Origin of the sequence: uncultured Mobiluncus sp. (assembly GCF_963511525.1) — a bacterium.
Lineage (GTDB): Bacteria > Actinomycetota > Actinomycetes > Actinomycetales > Actinomycetaceae > Mobiluncus.
Map to the genome: position 1 here is coordinate 30,669 of NZ_CAUPIY010000003.1, position 21,150 is coordinate 51,818.

Sequence of the window (21,150 nt, forward strand, 5' to 3'; positions counted from 1 at the left end):
GTCAGTCGCAAGAGGCGATTCATGAAGGCAACCTGCCGGAAGGCAACCAAGCTCGGCGTGCTGGTGGCTCTGGGCTACGGCGCCAAGTTGGCTGTCGATAACGCGCTGGAGCTGAAAGAACTGGGCAAGGAAGAGTTCCTGGAACGCAAGCAGCGGGAATGCCGCAACAAGATGTCTAGCGCCGGTATCAACTGGGGTCTGGGCCATGTGGGCGTGACCGTGGCGAACTTCGAGCGTGCCGTCCAGTGGTATGACCGGGTGTTCGGGCTGAAGCTGATGAACTACCTGGAAATCACCGGCGAGGATTTGAAGCCTGTCGGGCGGTTGTACCACGTGGAGGGCATCAAGCGGGTTCGTCTGGGATTCATGTGTTCCCGTTCCGGTAACATCCTGGAAGTGTTCGAGTTCGATCCGCCCGTAGTGACGGAGGAACGCGAGACCTGGAACCGGCCCGGATACTCCCACATCGCTTTCCACGTGTCCAACGTGCATGGCTGGGTAAACCGCCTGCGCCGCGAAGGCGTGGAGTTCATGAATGAGCCGATTTCTGCGGGAGGCGCCGACTGGGCTTTCTTCCGCGACCCGGATGGGAACCTCGTCGAGCTCATCGACCTCCACGCGGCTCGTCTCGGTTTGGGCCGCCTGGGCGCGCTCATCGGTACCGTGATGAAGTACACCACGATGAAGAGGTTCTACCGCAAGGTTTGAACGCCATTTGAAGGCAAACTGAGCGAAGTCGATTTCGGTCTGATTTAGCCCAGTTTTGAAAGCAAAATTATTTCGGGGCAGAGCCGGCGCTCTGCCCCGAAATTTTTGTCTCATTTCAGCTTTGTACCATTTATTAATCCTAGAATTAATTGCATAATTGATGTGTTGAGGGAGAGAAAATGAACATTGATACCGCCACTTTGGTGCCGATTTCAGAAGCGAATCAAAACTTTTCCAAGGTCGCCAGACTGGTTGACCAACACGGAAGCGCCGTCATTATGAAGAATAACGAGCCGCGTTACGTCATCATTGAGTTCAACCAACTGGACATGCCTCAAGAAGCTACCGACTCCGAGGTCTTGGCCGCTTCGAAGCAAATCATGGAACGCAATCGCCGCGTGTACGAAGAGCTAGCCAAATGAAGATCCTTTCAAAAGCTCAAATCCTGGCTCTGCATGAACACCTTGTTTCTGAGAGCGGCGGGACTCCGGGCCTACGGGACGAAGGGCTTTTGGATTCTGCTTTGACTACTCCTTTTCAAACATTTGCAGGGGCGGAACTCTATCCAACTGTTGTCGAAAAAGCGGCTCGCCTGGGCTACGGACTGATTGCAAACCACGCTTTCCAAGACGGCAACAAGCGCATCGGCACCCATGTCATGCTAGTTTTCCTGGCTCTAAACGGAATTGGGCTGAGATACAACGATGATGACTTGATTGCTATCATTCTCGACATAGCGGCGGGTAGCGCCGACTACCCCGCCCTGCTGGAGTGGGTGCAGGCTCACCTCGAATAGTCACACTTCGCCGGTGATGGCGCGCAGCGCGCTATCAACCTAATTTTCGCTGCGATACAAGAATACATTTCCTGCGTTTCGCTAGTTTTAGCACTGCGTTTTGAAAGAAGCGCCTGGTGAAACCGGTACAAAGACAGTGTAATAATCCAAACTCACTAAATTGACGACTGGAAATCAAATAAATTGACGACTGGAATCCAAATAAATTGACGATCGGCGCTCATGACCAGGAAAAACGTGACCGAAAACTGCCGCAACCCATTTAACGAACTTTACAGAACCTAAAAACGATCAAACAGGGTTTGGAGCTTTTCCACGACTCGTTGGCGCAAGCTGGCGCGGTCTTCGGCAGCAGCCCCAAACAGAGGCACGCTTGGCAACACCGTGGGCTCATCCCCGCAGGTGCGGGGACCACTCATGGCCGGGGTTATGGCCCTATGCAGCTTACGGCTCATCCCCGCAGGTGCGGGGACCACTATTTGAAGTCTGTGGAGGATTCGCCGGGCTGTGGCTCATCCCCGCAGGTGCGGGGACCACTGCACATGGTCGGCAGTGAAGCTCATCGGATCAGGCTCATCCCCGCAGGTGCGGGGACCACGTTCGGCGTTGTCCAGTGACCGGGTGGTCTTGTGGCTCATCCCCGCAGGTGCGGGGACCACCGTTCCATGCGCCGATTAAGGTATCTCGGAAGGGGCTCATCCCCGCAGGTGCGGGGACCACCGGGAAACCCAAAAGAACGCATCCGACGCTGCGGGCTCATCCCCGCAGGTGCGGGGACCACGCAGGTCAGCCAATCGGCGGGGCTCTCAACACGGACTCATCCCCGCAGGTGCGGGGACCACTCCGCGGCCGCCATTGCCCGAACTGTGCCCTCGGGCTCATCCCCGCAGGTGCGGGGACCACAAACCCGCCAAACAACCCCAGAGAAAGGAAATCGGCTCATCCCCGCAGGTGCGGGGACCACTTACCGAGGTCAACTCAGACTTTAAGTTTGTGGGGCTCATCCCCGCAGGTGCGGGGACCACATTCAGCGTGACAAGGGGTGGATTGACCAGCAGGGCTCATCCCCGCAGGTGCGGGGACCACCCAGTTCCACAAACTCCGGGTCTTCGGGTTTCGGGCTCATCCCCGCAGGTGCGGGGACCACGGTCCCCTACGATACCGAAACCGAGCTGTTCCCGGCTCATCCCCGCAGGTGCGGGGACCACGATGTCCTGCCTATCCGCAGTATGGCCTTGATGGGCTCATCCCCGCAGGTGCGGGGACCACACTGCCCGCGCCCTCATCATCTGGTCAGGGTACGGCTCATCCCCGCAGGTGCGGGGACCACTTGTTCCAGGCCGCGAACTCGTCAAACCAGGCCGGCTCATCCCCGCAGGTGCGGGGACCACACGACGGTAAGGGTGCGGCTTCGGGTGTGAAGGGGCTCATCCCCGCAGGTGCGGGGACCACTTTTTCGATACATCCGAATGGTCTGCGTCTCACGGCTCATCCCCGCAGGTGCGGGGACCACCTGCTATGACCCCGAGAGAGGCGTGGATTGCAGGGCTCATCCCCGCAGGTGCGGGGACCACCGTGCCTTTGAGGGTGCCTAGGATTTCGCCTTGGGCTCATCCCCGCAGGTGCGGGGACCACGGCACGCTGATGGCATCCTACCTGTGGCCACCGGGCTCATCCCCGCAGGTGCGGGGACCACACGCCGCGAAATGCGTCGGTGTCGGCCAGGTGGGGCTCATCCCCGCAGGTGCGGGGACCACTTTGTGCCGCACAATCAGCCCGTCCGCGTACTGGGCTCATCCCCGCAGGTGCGGGGACCACGGGCATCGCAAACAGCCAGTCTAAACATTTAGGGGCTCATCCCCGCAGGTGCGGGGACCACGCGCTCATGGCTAACCCTGACGCAGCCGACCTGGGCTCATCCCCGCAGGTGCGGGGACCACACTTAGTGAACAGCTGGTTCACTAAGTATTTAACCAGTTTACATACAACTGCTAATTTCTGAACTCGGTTCCGGGCTGTACTTAATACAATCCAAATCCGTAGCTGTCGGAGCTTTGCACATCCAAACGGAAGCTAACCACCTCGGCGCTTTCGCCCCTGGTGTCGGGCAATGGACCATCCAGTTCTGCGCGTATACTGCTGCGATTCATCGCCCGATGGTCTCATCATTAGGGTTAACCCGTCGAAGTCTGTGGGTACCCAGCTATGACGGTGAGTGCGGAACTCCATTCCTTGTTCGTTGTCGGACGAAAAAATCAGCAGGGCGCGTCCGTCTTTGCACAGGGCAACCGTGCGTTCCCAGAGTAGATCACGGACACGCGCACTAGGGTTTCCAACGAAAACTCCAGGCGCGATTTCGATTAGCCACTTTGTAAGGTCTCCGCGAAGCCCTGCCGGAACTGCGGTCACATCTAAAACCATCATCGGAGCACACTGCCCTCATCAGCCCAGTTAACCCCCGCAGCAATGACTTCAAGTTCATCCCACAACAACAGATTCGCATCTGTATATGCATCCTCGGCAGGAATCTCCATGACGTACTGTAAATCCCTAACCATTCTCTGCATGAGCCTGGAGGTTACTACTTTGTCGCGAATCCTTTTCCGCACAGTCAATTCATCACCCTCTGCGCTGGCGGCTACAGCTTCAAAGGCAGCCGGAATAGAAATCTCTGCCTTGTATAGATCCGCGACATCATAAACAAAAGCACGATCAGTACCACTGTGAATAATTCCCAAGGACGGAATGAAACCCAAACCGACCACCACCGCATGTGCGATTCCATAGAGAGCCGCAGCCCCCTCGGTCAGTGCACAGTTAATGGAGTCGCCCGCACCAAAATCGTTGGGATCGTAAGAACGTCGTACCCACGGAACCCCGGTAAGTCTGGCCTGTTCAGCATAAATTCTCTTCATCCTGGCACCTTCCCGTCCGCGCAATTGGGAAAGGGGCAGATTAGAGACGTCCTCACCGGGGAACCTCATACTGTACATTCGCCTGGCACATCGCAGCCGAGAACGTTGGTTGGCCCACAGCCGTGCATGAGCTTCAGCCATTCGAGAAGTTTTGGCTGCTGGCCTTCCATGGGCGTAGTAGCGCACCCCTTTCTCTCCGACCCAAACGGCTGAGCAACCCGCGTCACCCAGCAAAGCCATCGCGGCATAGGTAACCTTAGTCCCCGGTCCTAAGAGCACCACTCCCACTTGGGTTGCGGGGATATGCGCTATTCCTCTGGAATCTTGAATGGTCAAAGCGTTGCCTTCCCGGTTGAGGATCGCCCGTTCGATGTAAAGAAAAGACAGGCGATCCTCCATCCGGGAAAGGCTGCGGCGCTGCAAGGGTGTGCTACCCGGCGTATTCAGCATGGTTATTCATTGAATTCGTGCCAGGGTTAGCAACCCGCATCCGTATCCTTTGGCGCGTCCTACTCCCCCAACTAGAGTATGGCGGAGTTTTTCAGCGTCAGTGACTTCGAGGCATCCTCGATAGCGAACCTTAACCAAATGCACCTTGGGACTTCTTTCAGCGGAAAAGTTCCTTTTGAAGGAGATAGCATCCCTCTCTCCCACTTGAGCAGTACTTTCCTGTAAAGTGCCAAAACTTACTCCCATAGAATCCGCTTTGGAATGTAGCCAAGCAAGTTGATCTGATGCGCTCAAAAGCGCTACCACTCTGCCGCGCTGTTCACCACCTAGTTTCAGGGACTTCGTTGGGTTAGCGACCAGTTCAAAGTTCCATTTTTGGCCTTTCTTTAGCTGTCCCAAAAATCGGTCGTATTCCGCAGACTGTGCCGGACGCGTATCCCAGCCAGCCTGCTCTACGATATGAACTGCCGTCGGTTTTTCCGGACCCACAATATACAGGATATTTTCGTGGGAACGCTGGTCCAACCGCCACAGGACGCGCCCATTATTCTGGTTCATGTCAGGAGGAAAACACGCACATACCGCCGCATGAAGTGCTTGCGGACTAGTCAGTAGCTTTCTCCCCTGCCTGCGAGCGGGATTGAGCAGAATTTTCGTGAAGGTAGCCATCAGGAAATCACCGCCTCAAAGAAAGGATCTATGCTGGTGCCGTATTCGTTTTTTATTTCTTTTGCACCTGCGTAAACAACTGTTCGCCAGCCGTAACGGCGGTGCTCTTGAGAAAACGAAATGGGCACGTCCTGGCGTGGTGTCCCGACTTCGCCGGGTTTACCATCTCGATAGATTGGCAACAGAACTTCCTCACCGAGTTCTTTCTTGTGAGATAAAGTTGCGTGCCATTCCTCGTGTTTCATAAGGGCAGTGACCACGTCACCTTCAACAATCCCTAAATCGAGATTAGCTGGAGCCGGACACGAGCGTCTCCCCAAGAAAAGCGGGTAGGCAGGCTGGTACAGGTTTCCTTGCAATCCCTCCAGTATCGAGCGATTTTCGGAACCTATTGCAGCTACAAAAGCGGCGTCTGATAGGAAATAACGAGAAACCAATGTAGCCTTTGCATCGGGATTTTTTTGCCAGGGTTGCGCGGTCTGATAGTCACGCAACAACGCCCCTGATTGGTCGACCCTCACGGCATAGTCCAACCCAACCAAGTCTTCTAAGGGGTCAGTTCGGCGGCGTCCTTGAGCAGCAGCAAGCAATCCAATAACTCCAGATTTGGAGGGAGTGGAACCGGTTGCGCGCGTGGTGTAACGCGATTCATCACCCCAGGATTGCAGAGGCCCTTTCAGTAACAATAGAAGTGAGTAGGACATTGTTTATGCTACTTCCTGGGAAGCCAGGACTTCCTCAATCCGGGAAGTCAGTTCCGGCATCGTAACTTTTTGGGCTATACCCTCGAAATTTGTGGCATAGTCCTTCATGCCAAGTACGAATGCGGCCAGCGGTTTCATCCCGTAGGTTTCCTCAATGGCAGCTTCTTCCTTAGCTAAAGCCTCTACAGCAGCATGGACTCGCCCCCCCTGTTCAGAGGCAACAGGTTCCTCAAAAGCATTGACCAAGGAAACGGAACGGGTATCCCGCACCGCTACATAGACGAGTTCGGGCAAAGTGTTGTTTGCGAAGGTATTTTGTTTCCCGCGCGGCAGGGACTTGATAAATGCTTGCACGAACAGCGCGACAGCTTGACGCGCAGCTTCTGCATCTCCCAAGTTTTCCGCCAGGGCCGCTACGTTTACAGAAGCGAAACGGTACAGGGTAGAGGACATCATCTGCACGGTACCAATCATGCCCGCACCGACTTCTTCCCGGTCCTCCACGACGTCGTCTACTGCTGTGAAATAGTCGAACTCGGGTTCGGATTCGTGGACCCCAATAGCGTGGGCAACCTGGACTGCCGCATCGATATTGTAGTTGGGAGCACCAGCTAACATACGCCCAAACATCGCCATATCAATAGAATGGGCGGTGTTCAGAAATTCCTTGGCTTCATCCTTTGTGAATTTACCGTTTTCTTTTTCTGCAATAGCGCGAGCCGCGCGTTCAATCTGTTGGGGACTTAAGAACAACAGGGCTTCAGTGGTCGGATAACTGTGTGCATCTCTTTCAGCGTCATCCTCGTTCTTTTTAGGTTCTTTTAGGGAAATTCCTTTTTCTTTATTATTTTTTGCAGTAGCCTTGAATAGATTCTTCAGTCGTTCAACTGCATCAGTCTCGGAAAGTCCAGGAGATATTTCCATCGCTCTCTTAATTATAACTTCAGGAAGTTTGAGCGAACGTTTTCCTATCGATTCTGCTCCGGATGAATCCTTAAAAAATTTTCGGATTGCACGTTTCCAAGCCTGCGATGATACACGCTGTCGCGGGACACCGCCGAATACCGCAGTTTTTGGAGCGCCGGTGTCATCGCGGTTAATCAAGCTGGGCGGAACGGTTTGGAGGGCGTGAATGTCAATAATCAGTGTCATGGTATTACCTTTCTTAGTTGTCAGTTGTTGTTGTTTTGGAGGTTGATTCAGTTTGGAATGAGCCGTTAGCGAAGTCTCGACCCCAGCGCAGCAGTACACCGGGACGACGTTTGGGGTTCATGAGGGCGCGAAGGTCGCTCGCAAGCTTTCCGTAATCGCAGGCGAGTTCATTGGAGCGCAACAAGGAAACTAGCGAACGAATCTGCAAGAGACGAGATTTCTCGTCTTTCGCAAGCAACATGGCATCAACCCGAGATTTTATTGAGTCGCTAGTACCTGTCGCATATAGCCTTCCACACGCTCTGGCAAAGCTAATTTCGGCAGTGTGCATAGGTTTCGTGGCTGACTGCATATGAAAGCCGAACAGAGTTAATGCTGCAAAAGCTGCCTGTTCCGAGGGAGAAGGCTCGTCTGTTTTTCCTGCTAACTTTTCAACAAAGTCCTCTCTCATGATGAACAATACTTTCACCAGGGCTAATGGATTGTCCACAATGTTGAGGCTCGAGCTTTTCCGCAGTTCAGCAAGTTGAGCGCGAGCTAGGTGGTTCTGTGGCGAATCATAGGGCATGAAAAAATTTTCCTGCAGCCTATGACAGGTCAACGAAATAGCATTTCTGAGGGCATCAGAATTCTTCGGCTCTTTACTTATCGGAGTATCGTCACTCATGATTTACCTTCCTTTCCTGTTCGATTTCATTCTTATACTGCTTAGACGTGAGGGGCAGTACCTGATCTAGGTACCGCTGTAGTTTTTGGTAGTAAGTACCTGCCGAGACTACTTTTTTCGTCCCCTCACCGTTGGAATCAGTGACGATTTTTCCTACCATGGCTTTGGGACCTGCGCCACGCAAGAGAATCAACGCTTGACTGACAATGATTTCACGCACTTTTGATTGCCAATCCCCCACCAGCCGAACGATGTTGTCCGTTGCATTGTCACCTTTTTCGCATTCTATTGCCGGTACGAAATCCGCGAGATTTTGCAACCAGCTCATGAATAGGGGCTCCAGCTCAGCGAGTACTTGGTCAGCAGACGTAAATGGATCCTCATCTGTTTTCTTTTTTCTTTTTTCTTTATCTTTATCTTTTACTTTCCCTGCCGCCTCCAGGAGGTTTACCGCAAATCTTTCCAGAGCTCTAGCGGCCTCGCTGGTGGCGCTCGCCGCTTCTCGCACCGCTTGACGCAACTGACCCGATTGCTCAAGCAGCAGCACCAGCGGCATTCCCATCTGAGCAGCGTAGGTACTCTTCACTTTGACAGAATTTGACCGCTTGTCATATTCAACCGCCACCAAATCGACGTTGAGTACACTCGGTATTCCATCAATATACTGGGACAATTTCGCTAAGTTGTTGAGATTTTCTGGACGTTTAGGGGCCTTTGCTTTCCCACTGAACCCCCCGTCGGTCTCAGCAATAATCAGAGCATCCAAAGCACGCCACACAGTTCTTTGTGGCGAGAATGTAGCCGGAGAGTAGGTGTCCCGTTTCCTATTCTTAGATTTTTCGGTTGAGTATTTATATGAGGTCATTGGGTCGAGGAACTGGCTTTCCGCATCGTCAGGAGGGTTGTTACCTTTACACAAAAGAACACCGGTCACCCGCTCACCATCCGTAAAAAGCCTTATGCGTCTGGATTGCCAGGTCGCTAAATCTGCTGGGCCATGGGGTTCGTTGTCAGGCACGTCCTCATTATTTTTCTCATTGTACTTAACTCGAGGACCGGGACCATCTGGCTGACGTTCCCAAACAGGATAATCCTCGGGATTTTCGAGGGCTGAGAGACAGGTATTTAAAATGAGGGTATCCAAAAGGTTCTCCCCGACTATCAGCACACCGCCAATCCGACCTGTCCACCCCAATCCAGGAGCATATCCCTTATTTCTCTTATCAATTCTGGTATCTTTTTTTGCGCCGGGTTTAATTCCAGCAACATCATAGGCCTGTATATAAACCAACCATCGAGCGGCTTCCGCATAGCTTAAGGAATCGCGAGCTTTCCCGGCTCGCATGGTGAAGTAGTCCTCGTGAGCCTCGGGAACGATGGTTGTGACGTGTTTTACTTCCCCCGAGGGAACCTCCAAGTCTGCTACCTGCATGAAAGGTGTGGGACTGTCGAGCAGTTCGAAACGATCCCGATAATGTTCCAGATAATCCAACACCATCTCATCCTTGCCGCGCTCTAGCAGATTCGTGCGTGTCTGTTCGAACCAGGTCACAAAATTGAACGTCTTACCCGGTTCGACTTTGCTTTCTCTGCTGTGCGCTCTCCAAAAAATGGCCAGCAATAATCGCACTATTGCAAAGTTTTGCGCCGGAGACTCACCTCGCAAGGAAGCAACCTTCACCTCCCCTGCAAAAATCTCTCTGATCCCTACGGTCCGCTGATTGCCGTCAGTGTCGACTACCAGAATCCAGGGATCATCTATAAGTGAAAACATGGCTTCTCCTCTCTGTAGTTACCCTGTCCTTGAATAAAATTTTTTCTTAAGTTCAGCATTATTGAGCCTCAGCTTTCGTGACAACAAGACCGAGTTCAGAGGTGTAACTCAGCGAAAATCTGCCTAGCCTAGCGCTGCCGGCACTATCAAACCGCAATGCTACCTGGCCTTTTAGCAGTGCTGACTCCTTCCATTCCGCCGGAGTCTGTTCCTCGAGGGCATCAATAACTGTGTCAAAATCTTTGTCACCGCGAGTCATGCGAGCCGGTAACCGCACTGTGTTTCCAGCCAGCACACCGGCTTGCACAAAGGTGGGAGCCTGACCATCGAGAATCTCAATGTCCGCACCAAACGGAGTGTAGCCGTACTCGGTATTTTGGATAGCCACCACTTCCACGGTGAAATCCGCATCTCGCACCTGGGCTAAACCGCGTTCCTCCACGCCAATACCCACGGAGTTGTTGTAGGTCTTTTCAAACAAACATCCGAGGTCTGGCGCATTGGCAGGGCTGGGAAAACGGTAACTTTCCGCTCGACCGACTGCCTTGTCACGCTTTGCGGCAGCGTCCTCACAAGCCTTTTGCCAGGCTTCTGTCCAGGCGTTCGGGATCTCTGGGTTTTCCGCATAGACCTTTCGTACCAAGGGAGCGACATCATCGGGACGCCGGAACACTCGCGGGAAATATGCCATAGTCGCCAACAGCAACTTTTCTCCGTAAATCGCTCGCGCTCCCCCGTCAAAGTCCGGCACTTCCGTATCTCGATTCACCCCACGAATAAAGAGCTGCGGCTCACGCACGCGTACCGGTCGGTCGTCACTGGGACGAACATGGCGATGAACACGCCCAATACGCTGAATAATCAAATCTATCGGTGCAATATCGGTAATCAACACGTCTGCATCAATATCCAGGCTCTGCTCCGCGACCTGGGTCGCCACCACAATTAGACGCTGCGGACGTCCCTGTCCCCTGCGAGACTTCGGTCCAAGTTTTTCGCGCAGTAGGTCCTCTTTTTCGCTTCGTTGGCTGGCAATGAACGCCGCGTGGTGCAGCTCGACTTCACCGGGGAAACCAGCAGCCAGAGCGCGATAAGCATCTTGAGCTCTCGCTACCGTGTTGCAAATGACCAGCGCGATTCCTCCTCCATCTAACAATTCCTGCAGCTTAGAGGTGAGCTCCGGGAGCGAATCACCTAAGAAATTCGTTCTAATCTCAGCATCGGTAGGGCGCGGAGCAACTTCAATCGATTGAATCCCCGCTGCGTTCACTACGCTAACCAGCGGATAAGCTGTTGTATCAAGAACACCCTCATCCACCCCATTGTCTCTCGGTATCTGCGAGTTGTATGCCTGCGCCAAGTCGAGGCGCTGGGCTGGCGGGAGGGTGGCGGACATCAGAATTACGCTTGTGCCATAGCGAGCTAGCCATTCTAAGGTTCGGTAAAGGTACTGCGACATGTAAGCGTCGTAGGCGTGAACTTCGTCAATGATGACTATCTTGCCAGCCAGAGCCACGTGACGCAGCATAGAGTAACGCGCCTGCAGAGCCATCATAAGTACCTGATCCACCGTTCCCACTACGAAATCGGAAAGCACTCCGGTCTTACGTCCGGAAAGCCACTGGGTGGCGACCACAGTTCCTTCACTCGTGGCAGTGGCGTCCTCTCCTGGCTGATCAATACCAATCCCGGAATAGCGCAACTCCTTGTAGGGCTTAAACAACTGATTCTTCGAATGAGCCAGGAACATTGAAGCCACTTGACCGCCGCGTGAACTGTGCTGAGCCCACTGGGTTGCCCTTTCAAACAATCCATTAGCAGTCGCCATGGTGGGGGCGGCCAGAAATACGCCTTGAGAGCCAAATTTTTCACCCAACACATGAGCCGCCGCTAGCCCTGCCTCGGTTTTCCCTTCACCGGTGGGAGCCTCAATAATCATCAGGGTAGGACCGGAGGCATCCATAGCAGCCTCAACCGCAGCCCGCTGTACGGGACGGAGCGTAATATCTGTCCCCCACGCAAAGGTTTTGCGGAAAAGTTCCAGCAAATCGTCGGGAATGTCCTGTGGCTGCCAGGGTGCGGGCAGCTGAATGTAGTCCATAGCCTGCGAAACTCGTTCAACCTGAGGTAAAACCTGTTCATAGGGAAAAGCATCCTTGTTGGAAGCAATCCAGTCTGCCATCACCACCAGGCCGGTCATCAACTGCAGAGCAGGGGCAGTCGGAGCCTCTTTGCTGCCCTGCAAACGTTTAAGAATGGGGGCAATTGCAGTAATTTCAGCCATTCCGTCCACCAGTTGGAACGCGATAACGTCAAACTGAGTTTCACGGTCTTTGATGCCGTCCTCCCGCAGCCTAAGCGTCATGGGATCAGAGGTGAAACCGTGATGCGCGTCTGGGACTGATGAAAGAACCACCCGCAAGTATTTACAGATTCCCTGTTTCTCCAGCCACTTGCGCAACAGCAAACCGGAAGCAGTCCCGTGCGGGAATGAGACGTTCGAACCCTCGCCACACGGCCATTCCAACGACAACCCCGCCTGCTCTAGTGGCGACAGCAGCCAAGTAGCGTCGGGTCTTTGTCGCTGAAACGTCACGGTGGCCTTACCGACATCATGAGTCCCCGCATAGAAACAGTAAAGCTTGCGCACTTCCGATTCGTTCAAGCACCACAGTCGGGCAACCGTAGCCTTTAGCGCGCCGCAAACCCAGTAGTCCCACAGCCACTGTGCCACGCAGGCAGCATCGATTAGATGCTGCGGAAGGGACAGGTGGGCACGTTCGTCGCCGGATTTCGCCCACAACGCCTTAGCCTGTGGGGAACACATTTTCTCCCACAAATCAGCTCTGTTAGCAATGTTCATGGCGCCTCCCAGTTAGAGTTTCATCATTTGCTTCTCATCATAAACTGGGGGTGGGTAACGAAAATTTCGCTCCTCCGACTTAGCGCTGCGACCACTGCAAACGGCCTGGATTACCCCTTCACGGAACCGGCCATCATGCCGCCGACGAAGTACTTGCCCAACGCGATGTAGACCAGAAGCGTCGGGACGGAGGCAATCAGGGCGCCCGCCATGGAACCGCCATAGTCAGCCATGATAGAGCCGTGCGCCAGCTCGTTCAGGGACAGGGTCACCGGACCGCGCTGGGAACCGCCGCCAAAGAACAGGGCAAACAGGAAGTCGTTCCAAGCGGAAGTAAACTGCCAAATCAGCACCACCACGAAAGACGGAATGGAAATCGGCAACACCACGTTAAAGTACGTGCGCAACATTCCCGCCCCGTCGATACGCGCGGCCTCGATGAGGTCCCTGGGCACGCTCTCGTAATAGTTACGGAAAATTAGGGTCGTAATCGGGATGCCATAGATGATGTGCATCAAAATCAGGGTGTGAATCCCGAAACCAATCTGGGACGCCACCACCATGCGCATCATCGGAATCATGACGGCCTGGTAAGGAATGAACATGCCGAACAGAATCAGGGTGAACACCACGTTCGCTCCGGGGAACCGCCAGCGGGACAGGACGAAACCGTTAGCGGAACCGAGCATGGCCGAAATAATCGAGGACGGAATGACCATCATCAGCGAGCGCAACAGCCCGCCCTGCAGCTGATCCCAGGCTCGGGCCCAGTTATCGGTATTCCATTCAGCAGGCAGATACCAAGTCCGGGACGGGTCGGCCTCCCCCGCGCCCTTGAAAGACGTAATCAACAGCACGTAGACCGGCATGAGGACCATGGCGAGGAAAAAAATCAAGAGCACGTAGCGAATGACCTTGCCGACGCTGACTCCGCCCCGTTTCTTTCCTACCGAACCGTTGGAGTTGACCTTTTTTGTCGTAATCGCGGCAGCGCCCGCGTCGATTGCAGCAGCGGAACTCATCGGTTGGCCTCCTTCGCATCGTGAATCAAGTAGGGCACCACCAGCAGCGCCACAATCACCAACAGGACCGTACCGACCGCGGCCGCATTCGAGTAATCCGAAACCGTCATGAAGTTATACATATCGATGGCCGGAACCTTGGTCTGATAGAACGTCTGATCCGCCACCGCCATAATCAAGTCGAAAGACTTCAGCGACATATGCCCGATGATGATGACCGCGCTGAGCGCTACGGGCGCGAGCTGCGGAAAGATGATGTAGCGGTACAGCTGCCATTCGTTAGCGCCGTCCACGCGCCCGGCTTCCCGCAAGTCGTCAGGCACCCCGCGGAATCCCGCCAGGAACAGAGCCATCACGTAGCCCGAGAGCTGCCACACAGCGGGAATCCCCACCGCCAGCACCCCGAAAGTGGGGTTGGCAATCCAGTCGTTTTGCAGTCCGCCCAGGCCCACCATCTGGAGCAACCGGTTCAAACCGGAGGCGTTCTCATCTTGAGCGGAGTTCAGCATCCAGCGCCACACCACACCGGAGGCGATGAACGATACCGCCATCGGGAACAGGAATACGGAACGGAAAATCCCTTCGCCTTTAATGGGTTTATCCAACAGCCACGCCCAGACGAACCCAAAGAACAGCGTGCCCACCAGGAACATTACCGTGAACATCAACAGGTTAATCAAGGAGTGTTGAAAATCCTTGTCCCCGAACAAAGCCGCGAAGTTTGCAAACCCCACAAATTTAACCGGTTCCACCCCCGAAACTTGCGGCGCGGAGTGATTGTCTTGCAGGGACGTGAACAAGTTAGAGCCCAACAAGCCATAAACAAAAATAGCCACGAGGATGATTGATGGCGACACCAGTAACAGTCCGGGCCCCCACTGCTTAATGCCGTTCGAACTGCGTGCTCGTTTACGCTTCATCGGTGCCCTAGCCTTTTCAGGTGCCTTGACGGCAGCGTTGCCTGACATTTTTGTCCCCTAAATTATGGTCGATGTGGTTGAGATTTTGGGGTTCGCATCGGTGTGCACCAGGTTCTCCGCTCACCTCTGCCGACTGCACAAGGTCGGTTGATGCGCCCCAGTTCAGCCTTACGCCGGCGGGTTTTTGCCATTTTGAAAAACCCGCCGGCGTAAAGACTTGCCTGTTTGAGGGCTACTTCGCAGCAGCCGCTGCAGCCAGCTCACTTTGGAGAGCTGCAACGTCCTTGCTGGAGTTGAACTTGCCCAAAGCGCTCTTCATCTTTTCGGTGGCCGCCAGAGGCAGAGCCGCACCGTGAGCGATAGAAGAAACGATGGTGTCCTTGCCGAAGGACTCCATTGCGGAACGCTGGTAATCCGAGAACTTCGACAGTTCATCGGCGGTCAGGTCGGAACGAGCCGGAATAGAGCCCTTAGCCACGTTGAAAGCAATCTGGCCTTCCTTGGAGGAAATGGTGTTCAACCAAGCCTTCGTGCCATCGGGGTGCTTCGCGCCCACCGGCAGGGTGAAGGAGTCAGCCAGGAAGTCGAATACGCCATCGGTGCCCGGAACCGGGAAAGTCACGTAGTCCTTATCCCATACCTTCTTGGCGTTCTCCCAAGCCGGAGGAGCCCAGTCGCCCATCACGTTGTAGGCAGACTTGCCTTCGATGACAGGTTTCATGGCAGGTTCCCAGTCCTCTGAGAGCAGGGACGGATCGGCGTAGGTCAAAATCTTGGCGTAGTCATCCAAAGCAGCCTTGACTTCCGGACCGCTCCAATCAGTCTTGCCATTCATCAAGCCGTTGTAGGCATCGGCGCCCAAGTCAGCAAGCAGGACGGTTTCCAGCAATTGCAGCTGGGTCCAAGTGGCGCCTACGGTAATCGGGTACTGTACCCCGGCAGCCTTGAGCTTCTCCATGTCAGCAATCCAGCCCTTGATATCTTTCGGCGGAGCCTTGGGATCCAAACCGGCCTTTTGCATGACCTCAACGTTGGCCCACACTACGTTAGCGCGGTGAATGTTAGAGGGGACGGAGTAAATCTTGCCATCCACGGTCAGGAGGTCAACCAGGTCAGCCGGGAAGGCATCGCGCAGCTTGAACTCGTCGTACAGGCCAGAAACGTCTTCCAGGTATCCCGCGGCAATATCCGAGGAAAGCTCGGCGCCAGCGTGAGCCTGATAGGTGTCTGGCGGGTTCTTTGCCGCCAGGTCAGCAGCCAGCTTCTGCTTTGCGTTAGTGCCGCCACCACCGGATTCGGACTGCTTAATCAGTTCCACATCCGGGTGCTGCTCCGCAAAGACTTTCTTTAAGGCGTCAAAACCCTCTTTCTCAGAGCCTTGCTCCCACCAGGTCACTACACCCACTTGAGAGGCGCTGCCAGCGGCGTCTCCGCCGTCTTTACCAGCGTCAGAGGCCTGAGAGCAGGCCGTCATAGTTAGACCGAGGGCCAGAGCGCCCGCAGCCGCAATGAGCTTTCGCATTGAAACTCCAATCAGTTAACTTCATTGTCGTTGTTCCCCGCAGGCATCTTTACCTGTCAGGGACAAGTAACATTCTCTCATATATTCCGTCAGGTCTCGATGGAAAATGGCCGCAACATTACGTTTTCACCTTCAGGACCCAACACGACTAGGGTATTTTGTAAATATTTTGTCAATCCTATGGTTTCCCGCAGGCTGTGTTGCTCAGCTGTCCGCACCGGCTTAAAGCAACAGGTTGCGCCACGCCACCCCCAGCATCAGGAGCAGCGGATAGACTGCGTAACAAAACCACCGGGTATTGGCGTTGAGGTACCCCAAGGTTTCGTTGCGATAGTGCAGAAAAGCCACCCCGATAGCTGGAGTCACCAGGCTCACGGCACCCAGCAACCCGGCTGTCATCATCATGGTGTTTTCCCGCAGCCTCAGCAGGGAAAAAATCAGCGTGAAACCAATCAGCAAACATCCGATGTTGATGAAACCTTGACGGGTTCCCAAGTGCAGCAGCAGCGCCCAGAGTATTCCGGCAACGGACAGCGCCACCGCACCCATCCACGCTGGTGCGCCCGACCACCTTTTGCGAACGTAGTCGATGAGAATCAACACCAGCAACGCCAGGGCGAGGCCGAACACCGGATTCTGCGAAGCCCAGTCTACTGGCCGGTTGAAAGTCACCAGGTCGTAGGGAACTTCGCAGACCAAAGCCAAAATGACCAGGCGCAGCAGGTAGCGCCAGCGGTTAGCAGTCCAAGTGAACCCTTCCGCCAGGAGCCACGCATAAATCGGCACAGCGCACCACGAAACGACTTCGCTTAGCACCGCCGCGGTGAGCGCACCAAAGTTATTCTTTAAGTCCGTTCCGAAAAAATACGGAACTACCGTGGTGGACACCACTTGGAGGGATAGGAAGATACCGGCGATGACTTTGAGGCGAAGATTGCTCAGACCACGCATTCGCCCCGGTCCGATTTCAGGCACACTGTTGGTAGACGATGCCATCTAGCCCTTCACCGAACCGGACATGGACTCCTGGTAGAAACGCTGCATGACGATGAACAGAATGGCAATCGGTACCGAAACCAGCACTGCCCCCGCCGCGAAACGCGCGAACCAGGTGTGGATGTATTCCTTTTCCAGCATCAGCCACAAGCCCAGAGCCACGGTGTAGTCCGACTGGGTGCGGGCGATAACTTTCGCCATCACGAAGTCCAGCCAGGGCCCCAAGAAACTCACGATGGCCTGGTAAACAATCATGGGTTTACAGATGGGCAGAATAATCTTCCAAAACACCTGAGAACGGGTGCAGCCGTCCAGAATCGCCGCTTCGTCCAAAGAGTTCGGAATGGTATCCATGTACCCTTTCATGACATAGAAACCCGCGCCGGAACCGGCGGAATACACCAGAATCAAAGCGAGAATCGTCATGCCGCCGCCGGTCAGGCCCACCGCCTTTAATATGAAGTAAATGGCGGAGACAGCCATGATGCTGGGGAACATACCCAAGATCAACACCACGCTCATGAAAGTGCGACGCAGACGGAACCGCATCCGGCTCATGACGTAAGCCACCATCAGCACGAAGAACACGGAAATCACGCAGGTAAAGCAGGCGATGATAAAGGTGTTCAAGTACATCCGGGGGAAGTCCATGACGGAACGATCCGTGAAAATCTTAATGTAGTTATTCAGCGAAAACTCGCGGGGAAAGAACGTCTTGGTGTAGGGGGCGGGGTCCTTGTTGAAAGATTCGGCAACGACCCACACAATCGGCAGCAACCAGATGACCGCCATGATAGCCAGGAACGTGTGCACCACGATGTCCCCGACCATACGCCGCTTACTGAGACTGCCCATTATGGAAGTCTTGGAACCGGCACTAGGAAGAGTTTCAACTGTTGTGTTGGTAGCGGATGTGTTCATCGGAAGGCCTCCTCGTTCTTGAAGGAACCGGATCTCCGGTAGGTAATGAGCGACACCACCGCCAGCACGATGAAGGTCATGATACCGATGACCGCACCGAGATTGTAGTCGTTTTTGTCTACCGTGAGTTTGTACAACCAGGTGATTAAGAGGTCAGTCTTGCCTGCGGAATCTCCCACCGGCACGGGCGCACCGCGAGACAACAGGTAGATAACGTTGAAGTTATTGACGTTGCCTGTGAAAGTCGTAATCAGATAGGGAGTAAGTACGAAGATGATGTAGGGCATGGTGATGTTGCGGAAAATCACCCAAGAGTTAGCCCCGTCAATCTTGGCTGCTTCGTACTGGTCGGCAGGAATGTTTTGCAAAATGCCCGTAATCTGCATAATCGTGAAAGGAATACCGACCCAGAGGTTCACCACGATGACGGTGACGCGAGCCCAAGTGGCATCCGTAAAGAAGGGCAAGGCTTGGTCAATCCAGCCCCAGTCCATCAGCAACCGGTTGATAGCGCCTTGCGGCTGCAGCATCAGGTTGATGACCAGCAAGGACACGAACTGCGGCACCGCGATCGACATCGAGAAACACGCCCGCCAAAAATTCTTAAAGCGGGTGGTTTTACGGTTGATGAGCATGGCCATGAACATGCCCAAGAAAAAGTTGAGGAAGGTCGCAAAGATGGCCCACACCAGAGTCCATATCATCACGGAGCTAAAGATTCGCAGGTTCACGTCCCCGGAAGAATTGGTGAAAATCGCCCCAAAGTTTTTCAACCCCACCCAGTCGAAAAGCACCAGGTGCTTGTGGTCGTAACTGGTGAAGGCCATGGAAATCATGAAAATCAGCGGCAGGACACTGAAAGTGAGGATACCCAACGTCGGCAGGAACAAAAAGCCGATGTGGGATCGCTTGTCCAGCAAATCCGCAATGTCCTCGCGTATCGAAGGAGCTCGACCATGTTTCGCGGTCAGCACCTGGGCCTTGTAGGCCGAACGTACCGAAAGATTCCACAAACCGATGAAGGCCAGAATGATGAGTATCGTGGCCACACCGTAGAGCAGGATAATGACCGAGTTGTCCCCGGCAGTGTACTCCCAATAGCCGTTGACCAGCACTTTGCCTTGCTCCTGGTCGCCCAGTCCGGGAAGTTTCGCGAGGTAACCCAAACCGTTGGTGAACAGGAAAGCAAAGAACGCTATCTCGAGGAGTAGGAAAATCGCCCCCTTCACAATTTGGCGGTGTGTCAGGTTGCCCAGTCCGAAGATTACGGCGGACGCTTTGGTGATGGCGTCACCTTCCCGGAAAGCAGCTTTGAGGCTATAGGGCGAGGGTGAGACGTAGTCTTTCCCGAGTTTCTTACGTAACCTCGCCTCGCGTTTTGACGTTTGCGTTGCGTCCATTCAGGTTTCCTTCTCAATGAAAAGGCCGACGGCAGAATCCGCGACCGGGCTGCGGGGCCGCTGGGGGGGTTGCCTCTCACCAGCGGCCCGACAGCTTGGAGATGTAGTTATTTAGCCAACCATCTTGGCCAGTTGCTCAGACCACTTCTGGGTTTGAGCTTCGGCGGTAGCCTCGGTGATTTCCTTGTTCAAGATGCCCTTGCCGAAAGCCTGGGCCGGATCCCACCAGGAACCCATCGCGGAGATTGTCGGCTGCAGGATAGAAGCCCCGGAGATGACTTCCAGCTGAGCCTTGGCGGCGAAGTCGTCGTCCTTAACGGAGTCGACCAGGGACTTGTCGGTCGGGACAATGCCGCGCATCTCGTAGTGAGCCTTTTGGGCTTCGGTGGATCCCAAGAAAGCCGCAAACTGAGCGGCAGCCTTGGCGTTCTTGGCGTGCGGGTTGTAAGCCACGGCCTTGGAACCAGCGAAAGCCTCCATCTGGACGTCTTTGCCGTCCAGCTTATAGGTCGGCAGCTTGGCGGCGGCGTATCCATCGCCCAAGGCTTCCTTCACATTGGCGGCATCCCAGGTCCCGGAGAACAGCACATCGACGTCGCCGGCCTTCAGTGCGCCCAGACCGGAACCTTCCGCGTCATCCATGAAGTTCGAGTTATTAGCCAAGCCAACCAAGTACTTTGTCACCGCGGTGGCAGCGGCGTCGCCATCGGCAAAGGTGATGCCCTTGGTGGCGTCGTTACCCTTGTCACCGAAGAACGTCAAACCTGCGCCCTTGGTATAGAAAGACTGAATGAACCAGGAGTTATCGAGCGGGAAAGACACTTTGCCCTTCTCGAGCATCGTGTCCAAAGACTTCACGTCATCAGCCGAGAACTTCTTAGAGTTGTAGTACATGAACCAGGTGTTCGAGGTGAAGGGAACACCGTAGATCTTGCCATCGGTACCGGTGACCGAGTCCACCATGGACGGTTCGTTCTGGTCCTTGACCTGCTTGGCTTCGTTCTCACCCAGCTCGCCGATAGCCTCGGCATCGAGCAAGCCGCCCAGCTGGTCGTTAGCAAACATATAGACATCGGCGGCAGCGGCCGGATCGGTATCTACCTTAGTCTTGGCGTCGCCCTCAGGAACCACGTCATTCTTCCAGGTAATCTTGTATTCCGGATGAGCCTTCTCGAAGGATTCCTCCATCTTAGCCAGCCAGCTGTTGCCGTCCGCTTGGTCCTCTTGCGGAGCCCACACAGACAGCGACACGTCTTCAGTCTTACCGCCAGCGTTATCTCCGCCAGCGCCACCGCAGGCGCTCATGGACAGGGCCACCGCCGAGGCGGCTATCAGACCAAAGGCTTTCTTAAACGTCATGGACATTAATTATCCTTTCGACAGGCGAGGAGGATTTCTCCCCAGCTCAGAGAGCTCCGCAAAGCGGCGGAGAAGCCGACCGCTTTGTCGGAACAAACATTAATTTCAGATGCTAGCATTTTCTTTCTCGCAGGTAAGGGAAATAAAGTCCCAAACTTTGTAATCTGTTACGTCTAAGCACAAAGCGAGATAACTCACAAGGCGTTTGCGCCGGTATTTCCGCGACAGATTCGGGCGCGATGCCCCCGGGCTTTCTGTAAGATGTTCTGAGGTCTTTGCGGCCTCTCGATAGCGAAACCCGGAAAGGATCCC

Annotated in this window: 18 protein-coding genes and 1 CRISPR repeat array; of the genes, 3 read left to right on the forward strand and 15 right to left on the reverse strand. The window is 54.5% G+C overall.

Annotation, left to right across the window (positions count from 1 at the left end):
- Nucleotides 1-21: 21 nt before the first annotated feature.
- The 3 genes from RQ935_RS03070 to RQ935_RS03080 all read left to right on the forward strand — a co-directional run bounded on the left by RQ935_RS03070 (nucleotide 22) and on the right by RQ935_RS03080 (nucleotide 1,504).
- The gene (locus RQ935_RS03070) at nucleotides 22-708 is read left to right on the forward strand and encodes a VOC family protein (RefSeq protein ID WP_311497173.1); all 687 of its coding nucleotides are present in this window, start codon (nucleotides 22-24) and stop codon (nucleotides 706-708) included.
- Nucleotides 709-887: 179 nt separating this feature from the next.
- On the forward strand, nucleotides 888-1,130 hold the full coding sequence (locus tag RQ935_RS03075; RefSeq protein ID WP_311497174.1) for a type II toxin-antitoxin system Phd/YefM family antitoxin: 243 nt from the start codon (nucleotides 888-890) through the stop codon (nucleotides 1,128-1,130).
- On the forward strand, nucleotides 1,127-1,504 hold the full coding sequence (locus RQ935_RS03080; RefSeq protein ID WP_311497175.1) for a type II toxin-antitoxin system death-on-curing family toxin: 378 nt from the start codon (nucleotides 1,127-1,129) through the stop codon (nucleotides 1,502-1,504). The genes RQ935_RS03075 and RQ935_RS03080 overlap by 4 nt, the downstream gene beginning before the upstream one ends.
- A gap of 387 nt (nucleotides 1,505-1,891) precedes the next feature.
- Nucleotides 1,892-3,444: direct repeats of the CRISPR family, unit length 28 nt; unit sequence GGCTCATCCCCGCAGGTGCGGGGACCAC.
- 133 nt (nucleotides 3,445-3,577) lie between these two features.
- On the opposite strand, the gene cas2e is transcribed toward RQ935_RS03080, so the two are convergent.
- The 15 genes from cas2e to RQ935_RS03155 form a co-directional block, all read right to left on the reverse strand.
- Nucleotides 3,578-3,928, reverse strand: coding sequence for a type I-E CRISPR-associated endoribonuclease Cas2e (cas2e, locus tag RQ935_RS03085; protein ID WP_311497176.1), 351 nt, complete (start codon nucleotides 3,926-3,928; stop codon nucleotides 3,578-3,580).
- On the reverse strand, nucleotides 3,925-4,869 hold the full coding sequence (gene cas1e, locus RQ935_RS03090; RefSeq protein WP_311497177.1) for a type I-E CRISPR-associated endonuclease Cas1e: 945 nt from the start codon (nucleotides 4,867-4,869) through the stop codon (nucleotides 3,925-3,927). Before cas1e ends, cas2e begins: the two co-directional genes overlap by 4 nt.
- A gap of 6 nt (nucleotides 4,870-4,875) precedes the next feature.
- Nucleotides 4,876-5,538, reverse strand: coding sequence for a type I-E CRISPR-associated protein Cas6/Cse3/CasE (cas6e, locus tag RQ935_RS03095; protein ID WP_311497178.1), 663 nt, complete (start codon nucleotides 5,536-5,538; stop codon nucleotides 4,876-4,878).
- The gene (gene cas5e / locus RQ935_RS03100) at nucleotides 5,538-6,242 is read right to left on the reverse strand and encodes a type I-E CRISPR-associated protein Cas5/CasD (protein WP_311497179.1); all 705 of its coding nucleotides are present in this window, start codon (nucleotides 6,240-6,242) and stop codon (nucleotides 5,538-5,540) included. Before cas5e ends, cas6e begins: the two co-directional genes overlap by 1 nt.
- Nucleotides 6,243-6,245: 3 nt before the next feature.
- A complete protein-coding gene (cas7e, locus tag RQ935_RS03105; RefSeq protein ID WP_311497312.1) occupies nucleotides 6,246-7,394 on the reverse strand; it encodes a type I-E CRISPR-associated protein Cas7/Cse4/CasC in 1,149 nt (382 codons plus the stop codon).
- A gap of 13 nt (nucleotides 7,395-7,407) precedes the next feature.
- A complete protein-coding gene (gene casB / locus RQ935_RS03110) occupies nucleotides 7,408-8,061 on the reverse strand; it encodes a type I-E CRISPR-associated protein Cse2/CasB (protein WP_311497180.1) in 654 nt (217 codons plus the stop codon).
- Nucleotides 8,054-9,835: a type I-E CRISPR-associated protein Cse1/CasA gene (gene casA / locus RQ935_RS03115; RefSeq protein WP_311497181.1), complete on the reverse strand. Its 1,782-nt coding sequence runs from the start codon at nucleotides 9,833-9,835 to the stop codon at nucleotides 8,054-8,056. Before casA ends, casB begins: the two co-directional genes overlap by 8 nt.
- 58 nt (nucleotides 9,836-9,893) lie before the next feature.
- The gene (gene cas3 / locus RQ935_RS03120; protein WP_311497182.1) at nucleotides 9,894-12,698 is read right to left on the reverse strand and encodes a CRISPR-associated helicase Cas3'; all 2,805 of its coding nucleotides are present in this window, start codon (nucleotides 12,696-12,698) and stop codon (nucleotides 9,894-9,896) included.
- A 110-nt stretch (nucleotides 12,699-12,808) separates the two neighbouring features.
- Nucleotides 12,809-13,720 carry a carbohydrate ABC transporter permease gene (locus tag RQ935_RS03125; protein WP_311497183.1) on the reverse strand — a complete coding sequence of 304 codons (912 nt, stop codon included), beginning with the start codon at nucleotides 13,718-13,720 and terminating at the stop codon, nucleotides 12,809-12,811.
- Nucleotides 13,717-14,688 carry a sugar ABC transporter permease gene (locus RQ935_RS03130; protein WP_311497184.1) on the reverse strand — a complete coding sequence of 324 codons (972 nt, stop codon included), beginning with the start codon at nucleotides 14,686-14,688 and terminating at the stop codon, nucleotides 13,717-13,719. Before RQ935_RS03130 ends, RQ935_RS03125 begins: the two co-directional genes overlap by 4 nt.
- Before the next feature lie 184 nt (nucleotides 14,689-14,872).
- Nucleotides 14,873-16,162, reverse strand: coding sequence for an extracellular solute-binding protein (locus RQ935_RS03135; protein ID WP_311497185.1), 1,290 nt, complete (start codon nucleotides 16,160-16,162; stop codon nucleotides 14,873-14,875).
- Between the two features lie 222 nt (nucleotides 16,163-16,384).
- Nucleotides 16,385-17,158, reverse strand: coding sequence for a TraX family protein (locus RQ935_RS03140; protein WP_311497186.1), 774 nt, complete (start codon nucleotides 17,156-17,158; stop codon nucleotides 16,385-16,387).
- The gene (locus tag RQ935_RS03145; protein ID WP_311497187.1) at nucleotides 17,159-18,079 is read right to left on the reverse strand and encodes a sugar ABC transporter permease; all 921 of its coding nucleotides are present in this window, start codon (nucleotides 18,077-18,079) and stop codon (nucleotides 17,159-17,161) included.
- Entirely contained in the window at nucleotides 18,076-19,479 is a 1,404-nt protein-coding gene (locus RQ935_RS03150) for a sugar ABC transporter permease (RefSeq protein ID WP_311497188.1), read from the reverse strand. The genes RQ935_RS03145 and RQ935_RS03150 overlap by 4 nt, the downstream gene beginning before the upstream one ends.
- Before the next feature lie 111 nt (nucleotides 19,480-19,590).
- Entirely contained in the window at nucleotides 19,591-20,844 is a 1,254-nt protein-coding gene (locus RQ935_RS03155; protein WP_311497189.1) for an extracellular solute-binding protein, read from the reverse strand.
- Between the last annotated feature and the right edge of the window lie 306 nt (nucleotides 20,845-21,150).